Origin of the sequence: Haliea sp. (assembly GCF_040221975.1) — a bacterium.
Classification (GTDB): Bacteria; Pseudomonadota; Gammaproteobacteria; order Pseudomonadales; family Halieaceae; genus Haliea.
The window spans coordinates 1-23,519 of sequence record NZ_JAVJWR010000018.1 but is presented as its reverse complement, the minus strand read 5'-3'; the positions used below and the strand labels follow the sequence as shown (position 1 = coordinate 23,519).

The following is a 23,519-nucleotide window of genomic DNA, read 5'->3' as shown; positions in this document are numbered from 1 at the left end:
AGCGGCATGCATCAAACAGTCCTGTTACGAGAAGCGGTGGACGCTCTGGTGACAACAGCCAGTGGTACGTATGTCGATGGCACCTTCGGGCGCGGCGGGCACAGCCGGGCACTGTTGCAGTGCCTCGACGACCAGGGTCGCCTGCTCGGGGTCGACAAGGATCCCGAGGCCGCTGCAGCGGCCGCACAGTTGGCCGCGGAAGATCCCCGCTTCACCTTTTTCCACGGTTCCTTTGCCCTCCTGCCCGAGCAACTGCGCGTTCTGGGTATCGGTGCTGTCGACGGTATCCTCCTGGACCTGGGGGTCTCCAGCCCGCAGCTGGATGACAGCAGCCGCGGCTTCAGCTTCCAGCACGACGGCCCCCTGGACATGCGCATGGATACCAGCTGTGGAGAAACGGCTGCCGAGTGGCTGGCGCGGGCGACCGCGGGTGACATTGCCGCGGTGCTCAAGGAGTACGGCGAGGAGCGCTTTGCCAAGCGCATCGCCGGTGCCATCGTTGCCGCGCGCGCCGAAGCCCCGATTACCACCACTGGCCGGCTGGCCAGGATTGTCAGCGAGGCCAACCCGCGCTGGGAGAAGCACAAGAATCCGGCCACGCGCTCGTTCCAGGGGATCCGCATCTACATCAACCGCGAGCTGGATGACCTGGCGCAACTTCTGGCGCAGGCGCTGACCCTGCTGCAGGTCGGTGGTCGCCTGGTGGTGATCAGCTTCCACTCTCTCGAGGACCGGTTGGTGAAGCGCTACATGCGCGACATGGCCCGTGGCGATGCAGTTCCCGCCGGTGTCCCGGTATTGGACAGTGCCCTCAACCGGCGCCTGCGCCTGTTGGGCAAGGCGGTGCGCGCCAGTGCTGAAGAAGTCGCTGCCAATCCGCGGGCGCGCAGCGCAATCATGCGCGTTGCGGAGAAGATCAACTGATGCCCGCGCAGCTGTCAATCATGGATCAGCGGCGGGCAGCCGGTGAGGGGGGCGCGGCTGCGGTCTCGCCGCTGTCTGTCGCCGCGCTCGTGGCGCTGATCCTGGGCTCGGCCCTGGCTGTCATCCAGAGTTCCCATGAGTGCCGCAAGCTCTATACCGTGCTGCAGCAGCTGGAGGCGGACCAGTGGCACCTGCAGGAAGATTACGGCCGGCTGCTGCTGGAGCAGAGCACCTGGGCTTCGCACTACCGGGTAGAGCGGGTGGCCACTCGCGAGCTCAACATGCAGGCGCCGCTCTTGACCGAACGCAAGGTAGTCACCCCGTGAGCCGTGCCCGTCAGCCCGCAGTCGCCCCCTGGCGCTTTTACCTGGTCGCCGTCGCCCTGCTGGCGCTGCTGGCGCTGCTGGTGGGTCGGGTGTTGTCCTTGCAGGTGCTGGACACCGATCGCGGTCGCAGTTTCCTGCAGAGCCAGGGTGATAACCGGGCAGTGCGGACAGCGGAAATACCCGCCTATCGCGGCGTGATTACTGATCGCCGCGGCGAGCCGCTGGCGGTCAGCACGCCGGTGATCTCGCTGTGGGTGGATCCGGTCATGCTCGCCACGGTCGAAGACCTGGCGCCGCTGGCGGCTGCACTGGACATGCCGCTGGCCGAGCTGCGTGATCGCCTGCAGCGCTTCGCCGGCCGTCGCTTCATGTACCTGCAGCGCCACCTTGTGCCGTCGGCCGCGCGCGAAATCCTGGCCCTGCGGATTCCCGGTGTCTTCGGCGAGCGCGAGTACCAGCGCTATTATCCGGCGGGCGAGGTGGTAGGCCACCTGGTGGGCTTTACCAATGTCGACGGCAGTGGCATTGCCGGTCTGGAGCTGGCCTACGATGACTGGTTGCGGGGCACCCCGGGCAAGAAGCAGTACATCAAGGACTTGCACGGTGATGCCGTGCGCGATATCGGGGTGCTGGAGCCGGCGCGGCCGGGCAAAGATCTGCGGCTTAGCATCGACCTGCGCCTGCAGTACCTGCATCACCAGGAGCTGCAGCGGGCAATCGCCATGACTGGCGCCACCTCCGGCACCATTGTGACTCTCGACGCCCATACCGGCGAGGTGTTGGCGATGGTCAACCACCCGGTCTACAACCCCAACAGCCGTCGCGGCATCAGCGCCGATCTGACCCGCAACCGGGCGCTTACCGACATGTTCGAGCCTGGCTCGACCATGAAAACCTTTACTCTGGTGGCTGCGCTGGAGAGTGGTCGCTACTCCACCGAGACCATCATTGATACCTCCCCCGGGCATATCCGCGTGGGTCGCAAGAACCTGCCTGATCCGCGCAACTACGGCGCAATCACCGTATCCCGGGTCATCGAGAAGTCGAGCCAGGTCGGGGTCACGATGATAGCCCAGGAGCTGGGCCACGAACCGATCCGGGAAGTGTTCGGACGCTTTGGCTTCGGCCAGAGTCTCGGAACCGGCTTTCCCGGTGAGAGTGCGGGCCAGCTTCCCAACCGGCGCCGCTGGAGCGAGATTGAGAAGGTCACTCTGGCCTTTGGCTATGGCCTGACCGCGACGCCGTTGCAGCTGGCCCACGCCTATACCGCCTTTGCCAATGACGGTGTGCTGCAGCCCGTGAGCCTGCTGGCCGCCGAGGACACGCTGGCGCCGGGCAAGCGGGTAGTAAAGTCCGATATCGCCCGCGAGGTGCTCACGGTGCTGCAGCGGGTCACTGGCGAGCATGGTACGGCGCGGCGCGCGCGCGTGGCCGGGTACGAGGTGGGGGGCAAGACCGGGACTGTGCACAAGGTCGGTCCGGGCGGCTACCAGGAGAACAAGTACATCGCCTTCTATGCGGGGGTGGCGCCCATTGCCGATCCGCGATTCGTCACCGTTGTGGTGATCAATGAGCCACAGGGCGAGGCCTACGGCGGCGGTGCGGCCGCGGCGCCAGTATTTGCCCGGGTCGCGGAGGGCACCTTGCGCCTGCTGAATGTAGTGCCGGATGAACCCGAGGCTGTGGTCGCGTTGGCCAGCACCAGGCCGGGGGTGTCGGGATGACGGCTGTGGTTCCCGAGGCAACACGCAGCATGGCGTTGCCTGCTTTGCTGGGCAGCTGTGCCGATGCCTGGCCGACAGTGCAGGTGCGGGGCGTGCAGCTCGACAGCCGCCGGGTGCATCCTGGCGACCTGTTCCTGGCTGTGTCTGGAGGCAGCCACGACGGCCGCCAGTTCATCGAGCAGGCGATTGCCCGTGGGGCGGTGGCGGTGGCAGCGGAGCCACCAGTTGCCGGCTTTGTCGACGCCGTGCAGGTGCCCCTGCTGGAAATTCCGGAACTGGCCCGGGAAGCCGGAGTGATTGCGGCACGCTTTTACGGCGATCCTAGTCTCGAACTGGACATGGTGGCAATCACCGGCACCAACGGCAAGACCACGACCACTCGTCTGCTGGCGCAGCTGCTGCGGGCATGCGGCCGGCGCTGCGGGGTTATTGGCACTTTGGGCGCGGTTCTCGATGACGCGGTAGCCGCCGCGATCAATACCACGCCAGACGCGGTCGCACTGCAGCAGCAACTCGCCGCCTGGCGCGATGACAGCGTGGCGGCGGTCAGCATGGAAGTCTCATCCCACGCGCTTGACCAGGGCCGCGTCAACGGCACCTGCTTTGACATTGCGGTCTTTACCAATCTGTCGCACGACCACCTCGACTATCACGGCAGCATGGCAGCCTATGGTCGCAGCAAGCAGCAGCTGTTCCGCAGTCCGGGTTTGCGCCATGCAGTGGTCAACCTCGACGATGACTACGGTCTGGAGGTCCTGGCGGGATTGCCCGCAAGCGTGCAGGCCTGCACTTTCTCCGCCAGCGGTCGCGGCGACGCGCAGATTCGGGTGACCGAGGCGCAGTTCCATCCGGGTGGGGTGCGGGCGAGCCTGGCAACCCCCTGGGGTTGCGGCACCTTTGCCAGCCCGCTGCAGGGTGACTTCAACCTTGCCAACGTGGTAGCTGCCGTGACCTGCGCCCTGTTGCTGGATCATGAATTGGCGTCGGTACTGGCAGCGGTTGCCGGACTCAAGCCAGTGCCGGGACGCATGCAGCCGGTGCCCAACGGCGCGGGATTGCAGGTCATCGTGGATTACGCCCATACCCCGGATGCGCTGGCACAAGTGCTTGCGGCCCTGCGTTTGCACGTGGCCGGGCGGCTGCTGGTGGTGTTCGGCTGCGGCGGTGACCGCGACCCTGGCAAGCGTGCGCCCATGGGCCGTATTGCCTGCGCCGCGGCGGACCGGGTGATACTGACCTCGGACAATCCGCGCCATGAGGATCCGCTGGCAATTTTGCGGGATATCCAGGGCGGCTGCAGTGGCGACGTCCAGGTGCAGCCCGATCGCGCCGCCGCCATCGCCGCGGCGATCGCCGGAGCCGATGCCGGCGACTGTGTGCTGATCGCCGGCAAGGGTCACGAGGACTACCAGATTATTGGCAGCGAGCGCCATCCATTCAGCGACGTTGCTGTTGCTGAACGCGCCCTGCAGGGGAGGATCTCCGCATGATGCGCAGCTTTTGCCTCAGTGAGCTGGAGCAGCCCCTGCAGGCGCTTCGCGCCGGCGCTGACGTCGAAATCAGCGGTGTGACCACCGATAGCCGCCAGGTGCAGGCAGGTGACCTGTTTGTGGCCCTGCGCGGCGAGCGTTTTGACGGTCACCAGTTCCTGCCCGCGGTGGCTGCTGCCGGGGCTGTGGCGGCAGTGGTCAGTGACGCTGTGTCCAGCCCGCTGCCGCTGTTGCGCGTCGCTGACACCCGGCATGCGCTTGGACATCTGGGCGCCTTTAACCGCGCGCTGTTCCAGGGGCCGCTGGTGGCCATCACCGGCAGCTCCGGCAAGACAACGGTGAAGAATCTGGTCAGTGCGGTACTGGCGCGCCGGGGGCCGACCCTGGCTACTGCGGGCAATCTGAACAATGAGATTGGCGTGCCCCTGACCCTGCTGCGGCTGGCGCCCGAGCACCAGTTTGCGGTGGTGGAAATGGGCGCCGGCCGTGCCGGCGACATCGAGCTGCTGTGCGGGTTTGCGCGTCCCACGATCGCCTTGTTGCTGAATGCCATGCCCGCCCACCTGCAGGGTTTTGGCAGTGTCGAGGACGTGGCCAGGGCCAAGGGCGAGATCTACGATGGCTTGCACGGCAGCGGCACCGCGATCATCAACGCCGACCAGTCCTGGGCCGGACGCTGGCGCAGCCGCGCGGCGGGCGCGATCACGCTCGATTACGGCCTGCAGAATCCGGCCGCCATCAGCGCCAACAGTATCCAGTCCCGGGGGGTGGCGGGGATCAGCTTTGTCGCCACCACGCCTGCCGGCGATGCACCCATCCGCCTGCAGCTGCCGGGCCTGCACAATGTGTCCAATGCCCTGGCCGCGATCGCGGTCGGTCTCGCCTGTGGCCTGACACTGGCGGAAATCACGGCCGGCCTCGCCAGCGTAGCGCCGGCTCCCGGCCGCGGCGCGCTGTTGCGGGGCCGCTCCGGCGCCACTCTGGTGGACGACACCTACAACGCCAATCCTGGCTCGGTGCGCGCGGCCATCGATCTGCTGGCCGACTGCGGCGGCCGTCGCACCCTGGTGCTGGGTGCAATGCTGGAGCTGGGCGAAGACAGTGAGCAGATGCACCGGGATATCGGCAGCTACGCCCGCGAGCGCGGCCTGGACCGGTTTGTCGGCGTTGGTGCCGCCCTTGCCGGTGCCGCGGCAGCGTTTGGCGGCGACTGGTTCGAAGACTGTGACGCCGCGGCCGCAGCGCTGGCAGGCACGCTGAGTGCGAACGATACCGTGTTGATCAAGGGCTCGCGTGGCGCTGCCATGGAACGGGTCCTGACGGCGCTCAGTGAACCATCAGCGGAGGTCGGGAACTGACATGTTGCTGTTTATTGCAGAGTATCTGACCCAGTTTGCCACCGGCTTCCAGGTGTTCCAGTACCTGACCCTGCGCAGCATCCTGGCCGCCCTGACCGCGCTGGCGATTTCCCTGCTGGTGGGGCCCGGCATGATCCGCAGGCTCAACCACTACCAGGTGGGGCAGGCGGTACGCAGCGACGGGCCCCAGTCCCACCTCAGCAAATCTGGTACCCCGACCATGGGTGGCGCCCTGATTCTGGTGGGCATCGCGGTCAGCAGCCTGCTGTGGGCGGATCTGCGCAACCCCTATATCTGGATCGCCATGGGTGTCACCGGCGTGTTTGGCGCGGTCGGCTGGGTGGACGATTACCGCAAGGTGGTGGAGAAGGATTCCCGCGGCCTGCCCGCACGCTGGAAATATTTCTGGCAGTCGCTGGCGGGGCTGGCGGCGGCGCTGTACCTGTATCTTGCCTTTGACACCGCGGTCACTACGCAGCTCTACATTCCCTTCTTCAAGGATGTTGCCTGGAGCATGGGGCCGCTGTTCATCCTGCTGACCTATTTCGTCATTGTCGGCGCCAGCAACGCCGTGAACCTGACCGATGGTCTCGATGGGCTGGCAATCCTGCCGACTGTGATGGTTGGTTCCGCCCTGGGTATCATCGCCTACCTTACCGGCAACGTGAACTTCGCCGATTATTTGCACATTCCCTATGTCGCCGGCAGCGGCGAGCTGGCGGTCTTCTGTGGCGCCATGGCCGGTGCCGGCCTCGGCTTTCTCTGGTTCAACACCTATCCCGCCCAGGTCTTCATGGGCGATGTCGGCGCACTGGCGCTGGGCGCCGGCCTGGGTACGGTGGCGGTCATTACCCGCCACGAGATCGTGTTCTTCATCATGGGCGGAATCTTTGTGCTGGAGACCGTGTCGGTGATCCTGCAGGTGGCGTCATTCAAGCTGACTGGCAGGCGCATCTTCCGCATGGCGCCGATCCACCACCATTTTGAGCTGAAGGGCTGGCCCGAACCGCGGGTGATCGTGCGCTTCTGGATAATCACCGTGATGCTGGTCCTGTTCGGGCTGGCCACATTGAAATTGCGCTAGGCGACTACGGAGTTATGGCAACCGTGACACAGGATCTGATAGCGAGCAGCGGCGACGGGGTCATCTTTGGCCTTGGCGCCACCGGCTTGTCCTGTGCCCGTCACCTGTATCGCGAGGGCCGCCGCTTCACCGTGATCGATACCCGCAGCGCCCCGCCAGAGCTGGCCACGCTGCAGCGGGAAATGCCCGAGGTCCCTGTGTTCGCCGGCGACATTCCGGAAGCGATTGTCAGCCGGGGTGGCGAGTGGGTGGTGAGTCCCGGTATCGCGCTGGACGATCCGCTGGTACTACGGGCGCTGGCGGCCGGTGCCGAGGTGGTGGGCGACATCGACCTGTTCATGCGTGCGGCGCGGGCGCCGGTGGTGGGGATCACCGGTTCCAACGCCAAGTCCACGGTGACCGCGCTGCTGGGCGAGATGGCACTGGAGGCGGGGCTCAATGCCGGTATCGGTGGCAACCTCGGGACGCCGGCCCTGGAGCTGCTGGCGGTGGACCGGGAGCTGTACGTGCTGGAACTGTCCAGCTTCCAGCTGGAACGCGCCGGCGACCTGGGCCTGGCGGTGGCGACGGTGCTGAACGTCAGCGCCGATCACCTGGACCGGCATGGCACGCTGCCGCGATACCACCAGGCCAAGCACCGGATTTTCCGCGGCTGCCGCAAGGCGGTCGTCAACCGCGACGACCCCCTGACCCTGCCGCTGCTGGCGGCGGATGTGCCGGTGATCAGCTGGCGCCCGCGCGAGCCGGAACTGAACGGCTTTGGTTTGCGGCCCATGGATGGCAAGGAAACACTCTGTTTCGGTTTCGAGCCCTTGCTGCCGGTGGCGGAGCTGGGTATCCAGGGTCGCCACAATGTCGCCAATGCCCTTGCAGCCTTTGCTCTCGGGCATGCCGCGGGATTGTCGCCGGATGCCATGGTGGCGGCGGCACGGCGCTTCCGGGGGCTGCCGCACCGCTGCCAGCTGGTGACTGAAGCCGATGGCGTACGGTTCGTGAATGACTCCAAGGGCACCAACGTGGGCGCGACAGTCGCGGCCCTCGACGGGCTTGCCCGTGATCGCAACGTGGTGCTGATCGCGGGCGGTGTCGGCAAGGGCCAGGATTTCCGTCAGCTGCGCAGCGCCTTGCAGTCCCACTGCAAGGCGCTGGTGCTGATCGGCGAGGCCGCGGCGGCGATCGAAGAGTGCGTGGTCGATGTGGTGCCGCTGGAGCATGCGACGGACATGGCGGACGCGGTTGCCCGGGCCAGCGCGCTGGCGACGGCCGGTGACGTGGTACTGCTGTCCCCGGCCTGCGCCAGTTTCGACATGTTCAGCGGCTATCAGGCTCGCGGTGAGGCGTTTGTGTGTGCAGTCGAATCCCGGATCGGGGAGGGCAGGGCATGAGCCAGCTGACAGGCAGGCGTTTCGCCGCCGACCCCGCGTTGTTCCTGCTGGGGCTGGCGCTGCTGCTGGTCGGTCTGGTGGCGATCAGCTCGGCATCGATTGAGTACGCTGACTGGCACTATCGCGATGCCTGGCATCACACCCGGCGCCATCTCATGTACGTCGCGATATCTGTCACTGCGGCAGTCGTAGTCTACCGCCTGCCGCCAGGGTTCTGGCTGGCCAGTGGCTGGATGTGGCTGCTCGCGGGCCTGGCTGTCCTGGTGTTGGTACTGCTGCCGGGGATCGGCAAGGAAGTGAACGGCGCCCAGCGCTGGCTGCCGGTGGGGCCGTTTACCCTGCAACCCTCCGAGTTTGCAAAATTCACCGTGGTCATTTACCTGGCCGGCTATCTGGTGCGGCAGGCGCAGGAGGTGCGCAACGAACTCACTGGCTTCCTCAAGCCCATGGGTGTGCTGGGGCTGGTCACCGTATTGCTGATGGCAGAGCCCGACTTTGGCGCTACCGTCATTGTTGTGGCCACCGCTTTCGGGATGCTGTTCCTGGCCGGGGTCAAGCTGGTCCATTTTCTCTCAGTGCTGGCATTGAGCCTGCTGGGCCTGATGGGGCTGATCTTTGCTGCACCCTACCGGGTGGCACGCCTGACCGCCTACACTGACCCCTGGGCCGACCCCTACGGCAGCGGCTTCCAGCTGATCCAGTCGCTCATTGCCTTCGGCCGCGGCGAGTGGCTGGGCGTGGGCCTGGGCAACAGTGTGCAGAAACTGTTCTACCTGCCGGAAGCCCACACCGACTTCGTGTTTTCCATCTGGGCCGAGGAAACCGGCTTCCTCGGCTCCCTGCTGGTGATCGGCCTGTTCAGTGCCCTGATCGGTCGCATTCTCTGGGTGGCACGGCGTGCCCAGGCGGTGTCGGAGGATTTCGGTGCCTACCTCTGTTACGGCGTGGCGCTGGTGTTCTCCGGCCAGGCCTTCGTCAATATGGGGGTCAGTTCCGGGCTGCTGCCCACCAAGGGTTTGACCCTGCCCTTTGTCAGCTACGGCGGTACCAGCCTGATTGTCTGTTGTTGCATGCTGGCGCTGGTGCTGCGCATTGAGCGGGAATTGCCGACGGCGCCGGTACGCAAGCCACACGCGGCGGGGGCGGGCGCATGAGTGCCGCGGCCCCACTGGTGTTGATCATGGCGGGTGGTACCGGCGGACACGTGTATCCGGCGCTGGCGGTGGCAGAAGAGCTGCGCCAGCGCGGCTACCGGATCGCCTGGATCGGGACCGCCCGTGGTCTCGAGGCGCGAGTGGTGCCCGCGGCCGGCTTCGCGCTGCACACGCTGGCGGTGCGCGGTGTCCGCGGCAAGAATCTGCTGCAGACGGCGCTGGGGCTGTGGCTGCTGCTGTGGTCTTCGCTGCAGGCCCTGCGGCTGGTGTGGCGCCTGTCCCCGGCCTGCGTGGTGGGCATGGGGGGCTACGTGGCCGGCCCCGCCGGACTGGCGGCGTGGATGCTGCGCAAACCGCTGCTGATTCACGAACAGAATGCCGTTGCCGGCACCACCAACCGCCTGCTGGCGCCGCTGGCGAGCGTCGTTGTGTGCGGATTCCGCGGCGCCTTCCGCGACGACCAGCCGCTGCGGGTGCTGGGTAATCCGGTGCGGCAGACGCTGCTGGACGCCGCTCTTGAGCACCAGTGGGACTACCACGGCCAGCGTCCCCTGCAGGTGCTGGTACTGGGTGGCAGCCTCGGTGCCCAGGCGATCAACCAGCTGCTGCCAGAGGCCCTGCGACAGCTGCGCCAGCGGGTGGGCGAGGGCGCGGTCAGTGTCTGGCACCAGTCCGGGGTTGCCCATGTCGACAGCCTGCAGCAGGAATACGGGCCCCTGCTCGAGCAGGCGGTGCGGGTGAGCGCCTATATCGAGGACATGGCGGAGGCCTACGCCTGGGCCGATATCGTGGTCTGCCGGGCCGGAGCGCTGACGGTGTCGGAGCTGGCGATCATGGGGCGTCCTGCGCTGCTGATTCCCCTGCCCAGTGCCATCGATGATCACCAGACCGGAAATGCCCGCGCCCTCTCTGATCGCGGTGCCGCCTTGCTGTTGCGCCAGTCCGAGCTGCAGGCGAAGGATCTTGCCGCCACCCTGGCTGGCTATATTGCAGCCCCGAAGCGCCTCGCGGCGATGGCCCACGCCGCCGCGGCGGCGGCCCTGCCGCAGGCCACCGTGCAGGTTGCCGACCTGTGTGAGGAGCTGATGCGCCATGACTGAGAGAAATCCCTACACAGTGCCGGAAATGCGTCGCATCCGCCGCATTCACATGATCGGCGTTGGCGGTACCGGCATGAGCGGTATTGCCGAGGTGCTGGTCAACCTCGGCTACGAGGTGTCGGGGTCAGACCTGCGTGCAAGCTCGGTAACCGAGCGTTTGCAGCACAAGGGAATCCGCGTGTTTATCGGCCATTCCGCCGACAATCTGCAGGCAGCTGACGTGGTAGTGAGCTCCAGCGCGGTCCACGCCGACAACCCGGAAGTGGTGGCGGCCCGGGCGGCGCGGATTCCGGTGGTGCCCCGCGCCGAAATGCTGGCGGAGTTGATGCGCTACCGCCACGGTATTGCGGTAGCCGGCACCCACGGCAAGACCACCACCACCAGCCTGATCGCCGCAGTATTCGCCGAGGCCGGCCTGGATCCCACGTTTGTCATCGGCGGTCTGGTGAACTCCGCCGGCAGCAATGCGCAGCTCGGTGCCAGCCGTTTCCTGGTGGCAGAGGCTGACGAGAGCGATGCCTCCTTCCTGCACCTGCAGCCCATGGTCACGGTGGTGACCAACATCGAAGCGGACCACATGGAAACCTACGGTGGCGACTTTGCCGCCCTGCGCGGCACCTTCCTGGAGTTCCTGCACAATCTGCCGTTCTACGGCCTGGCTGTACTCTGCATCGACGACGCGGTGGTCGCCGGGCTGGTACCGGATCTGTCGCGGCAGTTCCTGACCTACGGCTTTGCCGACGACGCCGACTACCGGGTCACCAATGTCCGCAAGCAGGGGCTGACGACTGCATTCACGGTGCAGCGTCCCGCTGGCATGGCACCGCTGGAAATACTGTTGAACATGCCCGGTGCGCACAACGTCCTCAATGCCACCGCGGCCGTGGCCGTGGCCTGTGACGAGGGCGTTGACGATACGGCGATCCAGCGCGGCCTGGCTGGTTTTGCCGGCGTCGGGCGCCGCTTCAACGTGCTCGGCGAGCTGGTCTTCGCTGGTGGCAGCGCGCTGTTGGTGGATGACTACGGACACCATCCCACCGAGGTGCGGGCAACGCTGGAGTCAGCGCGCCAGGCCTGGCCGGAGCGGCGTGTGGTCATGGTCTACCAGCCGCACCGCTATTCCCGTACCCGCGATCTGTACGAGGACTTCGTGGCGGTACTGTCCCGTTGTGATGTGCTGCTGTTGCTCGACGTTTATCCCGCGGGGGAAGAGCCGATTCCGGGCGCCGACAGCCGCAGCCTGACCCGCAGCATTCGTCAGCGCGGGCAGATGGAGCCGGTTTTTGTCGACAGTATTGACGAGGTGGCGGCGGTTCTGCGCGGGATTCTGCGCGATGGCGACGTGGTCATCACCCAGGGCGCGGGCAATATCGGCCGGCTGGCGCAGGATCTGCAGGCCCTGGGCAATCTCGGGGAGAACACGCAATGAGCTGGGAACTGGCCACAGCCGGAACAGTCGCGGTACTGCTGGGCGGTCGCTCGGCGGAGCGGGAGATTTCCCTGCAGACCGGCGCCACCATCGTCGCCGCGCTGTCCAGCCTCGGCTGCACGGTGCGGGAAGTGGACCCGGCCGTGGATGGCTGGGTAGCGCAGCTCGAGGGTGTCAGCTTTGCCTTCAATGCCCTGCACGGTCCCGGCGGCGAGGACGGTGTCATCCAGGGCGCGCTGGAGACATTGCGGGTGCCCTACTCGGGTTCCGGCGTGCTCGGTTCGGCCCTGGCCATGGACAAACAGCGCAGCAAGCAGCTGTGGCAGGGCGTCGGCGTTGCCACCGGCGGTTTCGTCACGCTCGCTGCAGACACTGACTGGGAAGCGGTGATTGCACGCTTTGGCAAGGTGTTCGTGAAGCCGGCCTGCGAGGGGTCCAGCGTGGGCATGGCCCCTGCGGCAACCCCCGTTGCGCTCGCCGCTGCGTATCGCAAGGCCGCCGCCTTTGGCAATACGGTGCTGGCGGAACAGTTCATCAACGGACCGGAATACACCGTCGCGGTACTCGGGAACGAAACCCTGCCCTCCATTCGCATGGAGACTGATCGCGAGTTCTACGACTACGAGGCCAAGTACCTCGCCGACGACACCCGCTACCACTGCCCCAGCGATTTGAACGCGGCGGACGAGGCGGAGGCCAGTACTCTGGCCCTGGCGGCATTTCGCAGCCTGGGCTGCTCCGTGTGGGGGCGCGTCGACCTGATGCGGGACGCCGACGGCCGCTTTTACGTGCTGGAGGTCAACACCATTCCGGGCATGACCTCGCACAGCCTGGTGCCGATGGCGGCGCGGGCGGTGGGAATGTCCATTGCCGCACTGGTGCGGCGCATCGTCGAACTGAGCTGGGAGGGCCGCCAGCACCATGGCTGAAGCGCACACATCCGGCAAAGCGCGCGCCCGCGGCAAGGTCCGCCGACGCAGTGCTGCCGGCGCGACCCGGCGGCGGCCGGCGCAGGCGCCGCGCAACGGCGCCCGGGCGCGGTTGGGCCTGCGCCTGCTGGACGGCTGGTTCAACCGCATGCTGGTACTGGTTGCGGTGGGTGTCGTGGTTGTCGCGGGGCTGCAGGGCTGGATCGTACTGCAGGAGATCCCGGTGGAGCGCATCAGCGTTACCGGCACCTTGCACCGGACCCAGACTGAGGTGGTGCAGGAGATGGTGCAGCCGGCACTGGTCGGGGGCTTCCTCGGTGCCGACCTGGAGCAGGTGCAGACGCAGCTGCAGGCTCTGCCCTGGATCTACCGGGTATCCGTGCGCCGGCGCTGGCCCAACGCGCTGGAGATCAACGTGCAGGAGCAGTTGCCGATCGCGCGCTGGGGCGAGGGTGGCTACCTGAACCACGAGGGCGAGGTGTTCCACTCCGCGGGCATCCAGGGCGAAGAGGCCTTGCCCCGGCTGGAGGGGCCGGCCGGCTCGACACGGCAGCTGATCGTCAGCTACCAGCAGCTGGGGGAATTGCTGCAGCCGCTGTCGCTGGAGCTGCGGGAACTGTCCCTGGACGATCGCGGGCACCTCCGGGCGGTGCTGGCGGGGGGCATGGAACTGGTGCTGGGCAATACCGAATTTGGCGAGCGCCTGCAGCGCTTCGCCACCGTCTACCGCAGTGAATTGGCGGAGCGTGCCGGTGCGGTGAAGCGGGTGGACCTGCGCTATGAGAGCGGTCTCGCGGTAGCGTTCCGCGAGCCGGAACTACCGGCCCGGGAAGAGCCTGGCACCCAGGTGGCGGGTATCGTCAATGACTGATTCAGTGGGGGAGTGACACTGCCATGGGCAGCGGACAGGACAGACGGATGATCGTGGGACTGGATATCGGCACCTCCAAGGTGGTCGCCCTGGTGGGCGAGTTCAACGCCGAGGGCGGCATCGAGATCGTGGGCATTGGCTCGCATCCCTCGAAGGGGATGAAGAAGGGCGTGATCATCAACATCGAATCCACCGTGCAGTCGATCCAGCGCGCGGTGGAGGAGGCCGAGCTGATGGCGGGTTGCCAGATTCACTCCGTGTATGTGGGTATTGCCGGCAGCCATATCCGCAGCCTGAACTCCCATGGCATCGTCGCGATTCGCGATCGCGAGGTGCAGGGGGCGGATCTGGAGCGGGTGATCGACGCCGCCCAGGCGGTGGCCATCCCCGCGGACCAGAAGATCCTGCACATCCTGCCGCAGGAATACGTGATCGATAACCAGGAGGGCATCAAGGAACCGCTGGGCATGTCCGGAGTGCGGCTGGAAGCCAAGGTGCACCTGGTGACCTGCGCGGTGAACGCGGCGCAGAATATCGAGAAATGCATCCGCCGCTGCGGCCTGGACGTGGAGGAAATCATTCTCGAGCAGCTGGCGTCGAGTTACTCGGTGCTGACTGATGACGAACGCGAACTGGGCGTCTGCCTGGTCGACATCGGCGGCGGCACCACCGATATCGCCATCTTCACCGATGGCTCCATCCGGCATACCGGGGTGATCCCGATCGCCGGTGACCAGGTGACCAACGATATCGCCATGGCCCTGCGTACGCCGACCCAGCACGCGGAAGAAATCAAGATCAAGTACGCCTGTGCCCTGACCCAGCTGGCGGGGCCGGACGAGACCATCAAGGTACCCAGCGTCGGCGATCGGCCGCCCCGGGATCTGTCGCGGCAGTCCCTCGCGGAAGTCGTCGAGCCACGCTACGACGAGCTGTTCACCCTGATCCAGGCCGAGCTGCGCCGCAGCGGCTACGAGGAGATGATCCCGGCCGGCGTGGTGCTCACGGGCGGTACGGCCAAGATGGAGGGCGTGGTGGAGTTGGCCGAGGAGATATTTCACATGCCGGTGCGGGTAGGTTACCCGCAGTCGGTGAAGGGCCTGAACGACATTGTCCGCAACCCGATCTATGCCACCGGCGTGGGGTTGCTGCAGTACGGGCAGAAGAACAGCAGTGAGCGCGCGGGCAGTGCCAGCCGGGGCAGTGTCCCCGGCGAGGGCATGCTCGCGCGCTTCAAGGGCTGGATACAGAGCAATTTCTAGGATTTCAGGCGGTAAACTGTCGCGCTTCGGTGCGGCATCACAGCAAAGGGGAGAAACACCATGTTTGAACTTATCGACAACGTACCACAGAACGCGGTTATCAAAGTCATCGGAGTCGGTGGTGGCGGTGGCAACGCGGTGAAACACATGATCGAGAATCTGGTCGAGGGTGTGGACTTCATTTGTGCCAACACCGACGCCCAGGCGCTGTCGGATATCCGTTCCAAGACGGTCCTGCAGCTGGGTGGCGCCATCACCAAGGGCCTCGGTGCCGGCGCCAATCCGGATATCGGCCGGGCGGCGGCACTGGAGGACAGGGACCGGATTGCGGAAGCCCTGCGCGGTGCCGACATGGTGTTCATCACCGCCGGCATGGGTGGCGGTACCGGCACCGGCGGCGCCCCGATCGTGGCGGAAGTGGCTCGCGAAATGGGTATCCTGACCGTGGCGGTAGTCACCCGTCCGTTTCCCTTCGAAGGCAAAAAACGGCTTGCGATTGCCGAGGCCGGAGTGCGTGAACTGCAGCAACACGTGGACTCGCTGATCACCATTCCCAACGAGAAATTGCTGGAGGTTCTCGGAAAAAGTACCAGTTTATTGGATGCCTTCAAGGAAGCGAATGATGTATTGTTGGGCGCAGTTCAGGGGATCGCCGACCTGATTATCCGCCCCGGCATGATCAATGTGGATTTCGCCGATGTGCGCACGGTGATGTCGGAAATGGGTATGGCGATGATGGGTACCGGCAGCGCCCGCGGCGAGAATCGCGCCCGGGAAGCGGCGGAACGCGCCATCAACAGCCCGCTGCTGGACGATATCGACCTGCGCGGGGCCCGCGGTATCCTGGTAAACATTACCGCGGGGCTGGATCTGTCGCTGGGTGAATTCTCTGAAGTTGGCGACACCATTGAGGAATTTGCCTCGGACGACGCCACCGTGGTGGTCGGAACAGTCATTGATCCGAACATGACGGACGAGATCAAGGTCACTGTGGTTGCTACGGGTCTGGGCGGCGAAGTGGTGAGAGCGGCTACACTGCAGGTCGTGGATTCCGCGCCGCGTACGGTAGAAGTGGCAGCGGATGAGCCGGATTACCGGGAGCTGGATCTCCCCACCGGCCTGCGTCGAGCGCGCTCTGCCGGTGGCGCTCAGGCTGCGGCCACAGGTGGCGGTGGTGATTATTTTGACATTCCCGCATTTTTGCGGCGACAGGCGGACTAGCGAGGCCCTTCCGACACTCTGATCGGGTGCCCCGCAGGCTGCAGAGCACCGAAAATGGGTGAAGGACTATGATTCGACAGCGCACATTACGCAATGCCATCAAGGCGACGGGCGTGGGTCTGCACACCGGTGAGAAAGTGTACCTCACGCTGTGCCCGGCCCCGGTCAACGCCGGGATTGTGTTCAGGCGCGTGGATCTGGATCCGGTGGTCGAGATTCCGGCGCGGGCCGAGAACGTGCGGGAAACCACTCTGTCGACAACCCTGATCGCCAATGGTGAGAAGGTATCGACGGTGGAACACCTGCTGTCCGCCATGGCGGGCCTCGGTATCGATAACGCCTTCATCGATGTCAGTGCGTCGGAAGTGCCGATCATGGACGGCAGTGCAGGCCCCTTTGTGTTCCTGATCCAGTCCGCTGGCATCGAGGAGCAGAACGCGGCAAAGAAGTTTATCCGCATCAAACGTCCGGTCACGGTGGAAGACGGGGACAAGACAGCCAGCTTTCTCCCCTTTGATGGCTTCAAGGTCTCGTTTTCCATCGATTTCGACCACCCGGTGTTCCGCGAGCGCTCACCTCATGCCGAAATCGATTTTTCCAGCAGTTCCTTCGTCAAGGAGGTGAGCCGCGCCCGTACCTTCGGTTTCATGCACGAGATTGAGTACCTGCGCTCCCAGGGCCTCGCCCGCGGCGGCAGTGTGGACAACGCCATCGTTGTGGACGAGTATCGCATCCTCAACCAGGACGGCCTCCGTTACGACGACGAGTTCGTCAAGCACAAGATCCTCGACGCCATCGGCGATCTGTATCTGCTCGGCTACGGCGTGATCGGCGAGTACCGCGCGCACAAGTCCGGCCACGCCCTCAACAATGCATCCCTGCGGGCGCTGATCGCGCAGCCCGATGCCTGGGAAATGGTCACCTTCGAAGACGAGGCCACCGCCCCGATCTCCTATTCCCTGAGCCCGGTCGCGGCCTGATCCCCGGCAGCGCCCGTGCCCGGCACCCGGCAACGCACGGGCCCGGAACCGCCCGCCACCGCGTCGGGTGATCTGTCCTCTCCGGCGTTCGATTATTGGTGTTGGTAATATTCACGTGACTATGGCACACTCCGCCGTCAGTTCATTGCAGCCGGTTGCAAATGAAGGTCATCCTGATAAACCGAAAGCACGGCGGCTCCCGCTCGATTGAGTTAGGTCGCTGGTCCCGTGCCCTGGTATCCCTGTGCTGTCTCGGACTGCCCCTGGGTCTGGTGGCACTCGGGTACCTGGTCGGTCAGGAGTCCCAGGCCCGGGACATTCGCGACGCCTCGCTCGATACCCTGCAGGACGAACTCGCCTCACAATCTACCGAACTCGATTCCCTGCGCCTTGAAGCCGAGCGCAAGCTGCAGGCCATGACCATGAACCTGGCCGAGTTGCAGGCGCGGATGACCCGTCTTGACGCACTCGGTGAGCATCTGACTGCGATGGCCAATCTGCAGGATGGCGAGTTCGATTTTGGCCAGCCCCCGGCGATCGGCGGTCCGCTTGCCGGTGAGTTCAGCGTCGAGTACCTGGCGCCTGACCTCACCGGTGAATTGCAAAGCTTTGCCGACAAGCTCAACCAGCGCGAACAGCAGCTGGAGATTCTCGAATCCCTGCTGACCCACCGCAAGCTCGACGAGCAGGCCTGGGTCTCCGGCCGGCCGGTGGAGAAAGGCTGGATATCCTCCGGCTTCGGCGTGCGCACGGATCCATTCACCGGCAAGCGCGCAGCCCACTACGGCATCGATTTTGCGGGCAAGCCCGGTTCCAGCGTGATCGCCGTCGCCGGCGGGGTGGTCACCTTCGCCGGCAAGGACGGCAGCGGTTACGGCAAGATGGTGGAAGTGTCCCACGGCGATGGTCTGCTGACCCGCTATGCCCACAACCAGGAGAATCTGGTGCAACCGGGCGACGTTGTGCGCAAGGGCCAGCCTGTGGCGCTGATGGGTTCCAGCGGCCGCGCCACGGGTCCCCACGTTCATTTCGAAGTGTACAAGCACGGCCGTCCGGTCGATCCTTCCAGCTACGTACATCGCACCAGACGCTGAGCCCGCTCCATCCCTGAGACTATTCCTCCGCCCGGCACTCCCGTGACCTGGGTGGCGCCCTGACGTTTAACGCAGTGACCCACGATGATTACGAATACAATGAAGAAGATTTTCGGCACCCGCAATGACCGGGAGCTGAAGCGCATGGGCAAGGTGGTGCGCCAGGTCAACGGTCTGGCCGAGGCCATGAAAGCCCTGGACGACGCCGCCCTGGCGGCGAAGACGGACGAGTTCCGCCAGCGCCTGCAGGCCGGCGAAACCATGGACAACATCCTGCCGGAGGCTTTTGCCGTGGCCCGCGAGGCCGGCGAGCGCACTCTGGGTATGCGCCATTTTGATGTCCAGCTGATTGGCGGCATGGCCCTGCACGAGGGCAAGATTGCGGAGATGCGTACCGGTGAGGGCAAGACCCTGGTGGCAACCCTGCCTGCCTACCTCAACGCGCTCGCCGGCAACAGCGTGCACCTGATTACGGTCAACGATTATCTGGCGGGGCGCGACGCCCACTGGATGTCGCCCCTGTACCGGTTTCTCGGTGTCTCGGTCGGCGTGGTAAAATCCGGCCAGACCCAGGAGCAGAAGCGCGAGGCCTACAGCGCCGACATTATCTACGGCACGAACAACGAATTCGGCTTTGATTACCTGCGCGACAACATGGCTTTCCGGCTGGAAGACAAGATGCAGGGCGAGCTGGCCTTCGCCATTGTCGACGAGGTGGACTCGATCCTGATTGACGAGGCGCGGACACCGCTGGTGATTTCCGGTGCCTCCGAGGACAGCTCGACCCTGTACCAGAAGATCAACAAGCTCATCCCCTCCCTGCGCCGCGATACCGAGGAAGAGCCCGGGCACTACTCCGTCGACGAAAAGCAGCGTCAGATCGAGTTGACCGAGGCCGGGCACGAGCAGGTGGAGGAATTGCTGACCGCGGAAGGGCTGCTGGAAGAGGGTGACAGCCTGTACGCGGCCACCAACCTGAACCTGTTGCACCATGTCTACTCCGGCCTGCGCGCCCATGCCCTGTTTCACCGCGATGTGGAATATATTGTCCAGGATGGCCAGGTGGTACTGATCGATGAGCACACCGGTCGCACCATGACCGGCCGGCGCCTGTCAGAGGGACTGCACCAGGCCATCGAAGCGAAGGAGGGCGTGCGTATCCAGAGCGAGAGCCAGACCCTGGCCTCCACCACCTTCCAGAACTATTTCCGCCTCTACGGAAAGTTGTCGGGCATGACCGGCACCGCCGACACCGAGGCTTTCGAGTTCCGCCAGATTTACGGTCTGGATGTGTTGGTCATCCCCGCCAACAAGCCGCCGCAGCGCGTCGATCTCAACGACCTGGTGTACCTGACCCGGGAGGAGAAGTTCGAGGCGATTCTCGCCGACGTCAAGGACTGCATGGAGAAGGGGGCCCCGGTTCTGGTGGGTACTGCCTCGGTGGAGACTTCCGAGGAGCTGTCCCAGCGCTTCCGCAAGGCAAACATCCAACACAAGGTGCTGAACGCCAAGTATCACGAGCAGGAAGCGGAGATCATTGCCCAGGCCGGCCGTCCCGGGATGGTCACCATTGCCACCAACATGGCGGGCCGGGGCACCGATATTGTCCTGGGCGGTAATCTGGATGCCGAACTGGAAGCCATGGGTGATATCAGTGCCGAGCGGCGGGAGGAGCTGACCGCGGCGTGGCGCCAGCGCCACGAGCAGGTACTGGCCGCCGGTGGCCTGCACATCCTCGGCACCGAGCGCCATGAGTCCCGCCGTATCGACAACCAGCTGCGGGGCCGTGCCGGCCGCCAGGGGGACCCGGGTGTGTCCCGCTTCTACCTGTCGCTGGAAGACAGCCTGATGCGCATTTTTGCTTCCGATGGGGTCAAGAGCTTCATGCAGCGCCTGGGTATGGAGAAAGGCGAAGCCATCGAACACCGGATGGTGACCAACGCGATCGAGAAAGCCCAGCGCAAGGTGGAGGGTCGCAACTTCGACATCCGCAAGCAGCTGCTGGAATACGACGATGTTGCCAATGACCAGCGCCAGATCATCTACAACCAGCGCAACGAGCTGTTGGGCGAGGCGGACATCGGCGACACCATTACCGCAATCCGCGTGGATGTGGTCAACGACGCGATTTCCAGCTACATCCCGCCGATGAGCGTGGAAGAGCAGTGGGATGTGCCCGGTCTTGAGCGCCAGCTGGAGGCGGAATTCGCGATCAAGCTGCCCGTGCAGGAATGGCTGGACGCGGACGACAACCTGCATGAGGAGGCCCTGCGGGAGAAAATCGTGGCCGAAGTCCAGGCCGCCTATGATGCCAAGTGCGAGAGCGTGGGCCCGCCCATGCGCAAGATCGAGAAGCAGATCATGCTGCAGGTGCTGGACAACCTGTGGAAGGACCACCTGGCGACCATGGATCACCTGCGCCAGGGCATTCATCTGCGCGCCTACGCACAGAAAAACCCCAAGCAGGAATACAAGCGCGAATCCTTCGCCCTGTTCGAGCAGCTGCTGCAGAACCTGAAGTATGAGGTGGTCAAGTTTCTGAGCCATGTGGAGATCCAGCATCAGGACGAGTCCGCACTGATCGAGGCCCGGCGCCGGGAAGCGGCGGAGCGCGAGAAGCTGGCATTCCAGCACGCGGCGGCGTCAGCCATGGCGGAAGAGGCGCTGACCGAGGGCGCTCCGCCGCGGCAGCCCGAGCCGCCGCAGACCTTTACCCGGGAGCAGCCCAAGGTCGGGCGCAACGAGCCCTGCCCCTGTGGCAGCGGCAAGAAATACAAGCAGTGCCATGGGCGGATTGAGTAGCCGGTAAGCGGAGAACAGGCATGGCGGTAGGGGAACAGACCCTGGGGGAGCTGCTGCCGGTGCCCGGCCTGCGGCTGGCGACGGTAGCGGCTGGAATCAAGAAACCGGGGCGTAAAGACCTGGTGCTACTGGAGCTGGCGCCGGGCAGCCACTGCGTCGGTGTGTTCACCCGCAATGCCTTCTGCGCCGCACCGGTGACGGTGGCCAGGGCGCACCTGCAGGCGGTGGCCAGCCGCCCGGCGTACCTGCTGGTCAATACCGGCAATGCCAACGCCGGTACCGGTGAGCGGGGCCTGGCGGATGCGCGTCGCTGCGCCGCGGCCCTGGCGGAGATGGCCGGGGTGGAGGCGGAAGCGGTGCTGCCCTTTTCTACCGGCGTGATCGGCGAGCCGCTGCCAGTGCAAAAAATTGTCGAGGCCCTGCCCAATGCCCTGCGGGACCTGCGCAGCGATGGCTGGCTGGATGCCGCCCACGGCATCATGACCACGGATACCCGGCCCAAGGCCCACTCCCTGCGCTTCCACTGCGAGGACCGCGACTACGTGTTGACCGGTATCGCCAAGGGCGCCGGCATGATTCGCCCCAACATGGCGACCATGCTCGCCTACCTGGCGACCGACGCCGCGGTCAGTGTACCGCTACTGCAGGCACTATTGAGCGAGGCGGCGGAGCTGTCCTTCAACCGCATCACCATTGATGGCGATACCTCCACCAATGATGCCTGCATGCTGGTGGCTACCGGAGCTGCCGGCAATCCGCTGCTGGACTCAGCTGACGCTCCTCTCCATGGCGCCCTGCGTGAGGCGCTGCAAACCCTGTGCGTGGAGCTGGCCCAGGGCCTGGTGCGCGACGGCGAGGGTGCCAGCAAGTTTGTCACCGTCCAGGTCAACGGCGGTCGCGGCGAGCAGGAGTGCCTGGATGTAGCCTTCACCATTGCCCATTCCCCGCTGGTGAAAACCGCGCTGTTTGCCTCCGATCCGAACTGGGGCCGGCTGCTGGCGGCGATCGGTCGCGCCGGCCTTGAAGCGCTGGACGTGAGCCGGGTTGGCGTCTATCTCAACGAGGTGCTGATTGCCGAGAACGGCTGCCGTGCCGCCAGCTACAGCGAGGAGCAGGGGGTTGCGGCCATGGCGCCGGAAGAGATCGTCATTCGCATCGAGCTGCACCGCGGCAGCGCCAGCGCTACCGTCTGGACCACAGACTTCTCCTACGACTATGTGCGCATCAACGCCGAGTACCGTACCTGAATGGCGGCGGTGCATGTGGCCGTGGGCGTGGTGGTCGACGAGCAGCAACTGATCCTGATCAGCCAGCGGCCGTTTGCTGCCCATCAGGGCGGCCTGTGGGAATTCCCCGGCGGCAAGGTGGAAGCCGGCGAATCTGTCACCCGGGCGCTGGCGCGGGAGCTGCGCGAGGAACTGGGCATTGGTTTCAGCGAGTCGCGGCCACTACTGATCGTGCCCTGGGACTATGGCGACAAGGCGGTGCTGCTGGATGTGCACCTGGTCACGGGGCTCCGCGGCAAGGCTCGCGGGCTCGAGGGTCAGCCGCTGGCCTGGGTGAGCGTCGAGGACCTGGCGCGCTATGAGTTTCCAGCGGCCAATGTGCCCATAGTTCAAGCGCTTCGCAACGAGCTGGAGGGTCTACGCGGCGAATGGTCCCGTCCGGTCATCCAGTGAGTTCACCCCAAACGCTGGTTTACAATAAGGCTGAATCCAGGCACAGCGATCTTGCCAGCCTAAATGCCCACCCCTCGATTCCGGTCTTGGGCGCCAGAATAACCTCGCCACTTTCAAGGGGGCCGCTTTTTCCCCGGAAGCCACTGCCGCTGAAAACCCTCCGGTACCAGAACTTCAAGGGGGCGCTCTTTCCCGTCGGAAGCCACGGCCCCTAACCATCATCTGGCACCAGAATCTCCGCGGAGGTGCCGTTGAGGCGAATATCGAAGCAGCCGCGGTGCAACTGCCGGTGATGGAATCGGCACAGGGTCACCAGGTTGTCCAGCCGTGTTTCCCCGCCCTCGGCCCAGTGCCGGATATGATGGGCATCCACGTACTCGGATTCCTGGCAGCCAGGATACTGGCAGACCCCGTCCCGCTCACGCAGCGCCCGGCGAATACGTTCCGGCACAATCCGCGACTTCCTGCCCACGTTCAGCACCTTGCCGGCGTCATCCTCCAGCACCGTGACCAGGGACGCATCACAACTCAACCGCCGCGCGGTGGCCGGCGCCAGCCACGGTTTATCCTCGAAGTGCGCCCGCCCGTGCGTACAACACACCCCCGAGCGCTGCTCGCGCAGGGTATTGACGTCTACATGCATCACCACCTGGCAGCGCTCCGCCCCCTTCAGGCCCCGCAGGCCCCGATAATCGGGGCCCGAGGCC

General features: G+C 65.3%; 20 protein-coding genes. 19 read left to right on the top strand and 1 reads right to left on the bottom strand.

Annotation, left to right across the window (positions count from 1 at the left end):
• The first annotated feature begins 6 nt into the window (after window positions 1–6).
• The 19 genes from rsmH (at window position 7) to mutT (ending at window position 22,812) form a co-directional block, all read left to right on the top strand.
• Window positions 7–924, top strand: coding sequence for a 16S rRNA (cytosine(1402)-N(4))-methyltransferase RsmH (rsmH, locus tag RLO07_RS07245; RefSeq protein WP_462291473.1), 918 nt, complete (start codon window positions 7–9; stop codon window positions 922–924).
• Window positions 924–1,250, top strand: coding sequence for a cell division protein FtsL (ftsL, locus tag RLO07_RS07240; protein ID WP_462291472.1), 327 nt, complete (start codon window positions 924–926; stop codon window positions 1,248–1,250). Before rsmH ends, ftsL begins: the two co-directional genes overlap by 1 nt.
• Window positions 1,247–2,974, top strand: a complete 1,728-nt coding sequence (locus RLO07_RS07235) for a peptidoglycan D,D-transpeptidase FtsI family protein (RefSeq protein ID WP_462291471.1) — start codon at window positions 1,247–1,249, stop codon at window positions 2,972–2,974. The genes ftsL and RLO07_RS07235 overlap by 4 nt, the downstream gene beginning before the upstream one ends.
• Window positions 2,971–4,464 carry a UDP-N-acetylmuramoyl-L-alanyl-D-glutamate--2,6-diaminopimelate ligase gene (locus RLO07_RS07230; protein WP_462291470.1) on the top strand — a complete coding sequence of 498 codons (1,494 nt, stop codon included), beginning with the start codon at window positions 2,971–2,973 and terminating at the stop codon, window positions 4,462–4,464. The genes RLO07_RS07235 and RLO07_RS07230 overlap by 4 nt, the downstream gene beginning before the upstream one ends.
• Window positions 4,461–5,822 (top strand): UDP-N-acetylmuramoyl-tripeptide--D-alanyl-D-alanine ligase, encoded by a 1,362-nt coding sequence (locus tag RLO07_RS07225; protein ID WP_462291469.1) that lies wholly within the window; start codon window positions 4,461–4,463, stop codon window positions 5,820–5,822. The genes RLO07_RS07230 and RLO07_RS07225 overlap by 4 nt, the downstream gene beginning before the upstream one ends.
• A 1-nt stretch (window position 5,823) precedes the next feature.
• Entirely contained in the window at window positions 5,824–6,906 is a 1,083-nt protein-coding gene (mraY, locus tag RLO07_RS07220; protein WP_462291468.1) for a phospho-N-acetylmuramoyl-pentapeptide-transferase, read from the top strand.
• Window positions 6,907–6,920: 14 nt separating this feature from the next.
• The gene (murD, locus tag RLO07_RS07215; protein WP_462291467.1) at window positions 6,921–8,291 is read left to right on the top strand and encodes a UDP-N-acetylmuramoyl-L-alanine--D-glutamate ligase; all 1,371 of its coding nucleotides are present in this window, start codon (window positions 6,921–6,923) and stop codon (window positions 8,289–8,291) included.
• Window positions 8,288–9,445, top strand: a complete 1,158-nt coding sequence (ftsW, locus tag RLO07_RS07210) for a putative lipid II flippase FtsW (RefSeq protein WP_462291466.1) — start codon at window positions 8,288–8,290, stop codon at window positions 9,443–9,445. Before murD ends, ftsW begins: the two co-directional genes overlap by 4 nt.
• Complete coding sequence (murG, locus tag RLO07_RS07205) at window positions 9,442–10,545, top strand: undecaprenyldiphospho-muramoylpentapeptide beta-N-acetylglucosaminyltransferase (protein WP_462291465.1); 1,104 nt, start codon at window positions 9,442–9,444, stop codon at window positions 10,543–10,545. The genes ftsW and murG overlap by 4 nt, the downstream gene beginning before the upstream one ends.
• Complete coding sequence (gene murC / locus RLO07_RS07200; protein WP_462291464.1) at window positions 10,538–11,974, top strand: UDP-N-acetylmuramate--L-alanine ligase; 1,437 nt, start codon at window positions 10,538–10,540, stop codon at window positions 11,972–11,974. Before murG ends, murC begins: the two co-directional genes overlap by 8 nt.
• Window positions 11,971–12,903, top strand: coding sequence for a D-alanine--D-alanine ligase (locus RLO07_RS07195; protein ID WP_462291463.1), 933 nt, complete (start codon window positions 11,971–11,973; stop codon window positions 12,901–12,903). The genes murC and RLO07_RS07195 overlap by 4 nt, the downstream gene beginning before the upstream one ends.
• Window positions 12,896–13,774 (top strand): cell division protein FtsQ/DivIB, encoded by an 879-nt coding sequence (locus tag RLO07_RS07190; RefSeq protein ID WP_462291462.1) that lies wholly within the window; start codon window positions 12,896–12,898, stop codon window positions 13,772–13,774. The genes RLO07_RS07195 and RLO07_RS07190 overlap by 8 nt, the downstream gene beginning before the upstream one ends.
• 23 nt (window positions 13,775–13,797) lie before the next feature.
• Window positions 13,798–15,036 carry a cell division protein FtsA gene (gene ftsA, locus RLO07_RS07185; RefSeq protein WP_462291461.1) on the top strand — a complete coding sequence of 413 codons (1,239 nt, stop codon included), beginning with the start codon at window positions 13,798–13,800 and terminating at the stop codon, window positions 15,034–15,036.
• A 60-nt stretch (window positions 15,037–15,096) separates the two neighbouring features.
• Entirely contained in the window at window positions 15,097–16,257 is a 1,161-nt protein-coding gene (gene ftsZ, locus RLO07_RS07180; RefSeq protein WP_462291460.1) for a cell division protein FtsZ, read from the top strand.
• Between the two features lie 68 nt (window positions 16,258–16,325).
• On the top strand, window positions 16,326–17,237 hold the full coding sequence (gene lpxC / locus RLO07_RS07175; RefSeq protein WP_462291459.1) for a UDP-3-O-acyl-N-acetylglucosamine deacetylase: 912 nt from the start codon (window positions 16,326–16,328) through the stop codon (window positions 17,235–17,237).
• A 161-nt stretch (window positions 17,238–17,398) separates the two neighbouring features.
• Window positions 17,399–18,331, top strand: coding sequence for a M23 family metallopeptidase (locus tag RLO07_RS07170; protein WP_462291458.1), 933 nt, complete (start codon window positions 17,399–17,401; stop codon window positions 18,329–18,331).
• 84 nt (window positions 18,332–18,415) lie between these two features.
• The gene (gene secA, locus RLO07_RS07165) at window positions 18,416–21,133 is read left to right on the top strand and encodes a preprotein translocase subunit SecA (protein ID WP_462291457.1); all 2,718 of its coding nucleotides are present in this window, start codon (window positions 18,416–18,418) and stop codon (window positions 21,131–21,133) included.
• Between the two features lie 20 nt (window positions 21,134–21,153).
• The gene (gene argJ, locus RLO07_RS07160) at window positions 21,154–22,380 is read left to right on the top strand and encodes a bifunctional glutamate N-acetyltransferase/amino-acid acetyltransferase ArgJ (RefSeq protein WP_462291456.1); all 1,227 of its coding nucleotides are present in this window, start codon (window positions 21,154–21,156) and stop codon (window positions 22,378–22,380) included.
• On the top strand, window positions 22,381–22,812 hold the full coding sequence (gene mutT, locus RLO07_RS07155) for an 8-oxo-dGTP diphosphatase MutT (protein ID WP_462291455.1): 432 nt from the start codon (window positions 22,381–22,383) through the stop codon (window positions 22,810–22,812). It abuts the gene before it with no gap.
• Between the two features lie 211 nt (window positions 22,813–23,023).
• Here the strand turns inward: mutT and RLO07_RS07150 are convergent.
• Window positions 23,024–23,519: HNH endonuclease signature motif containing protein (locus RLO07_RS07150; RefSeq protein ID WP_462291454.1), on the bottom strand; the 496-nt coding region annotated here is incomplete at its 5' end.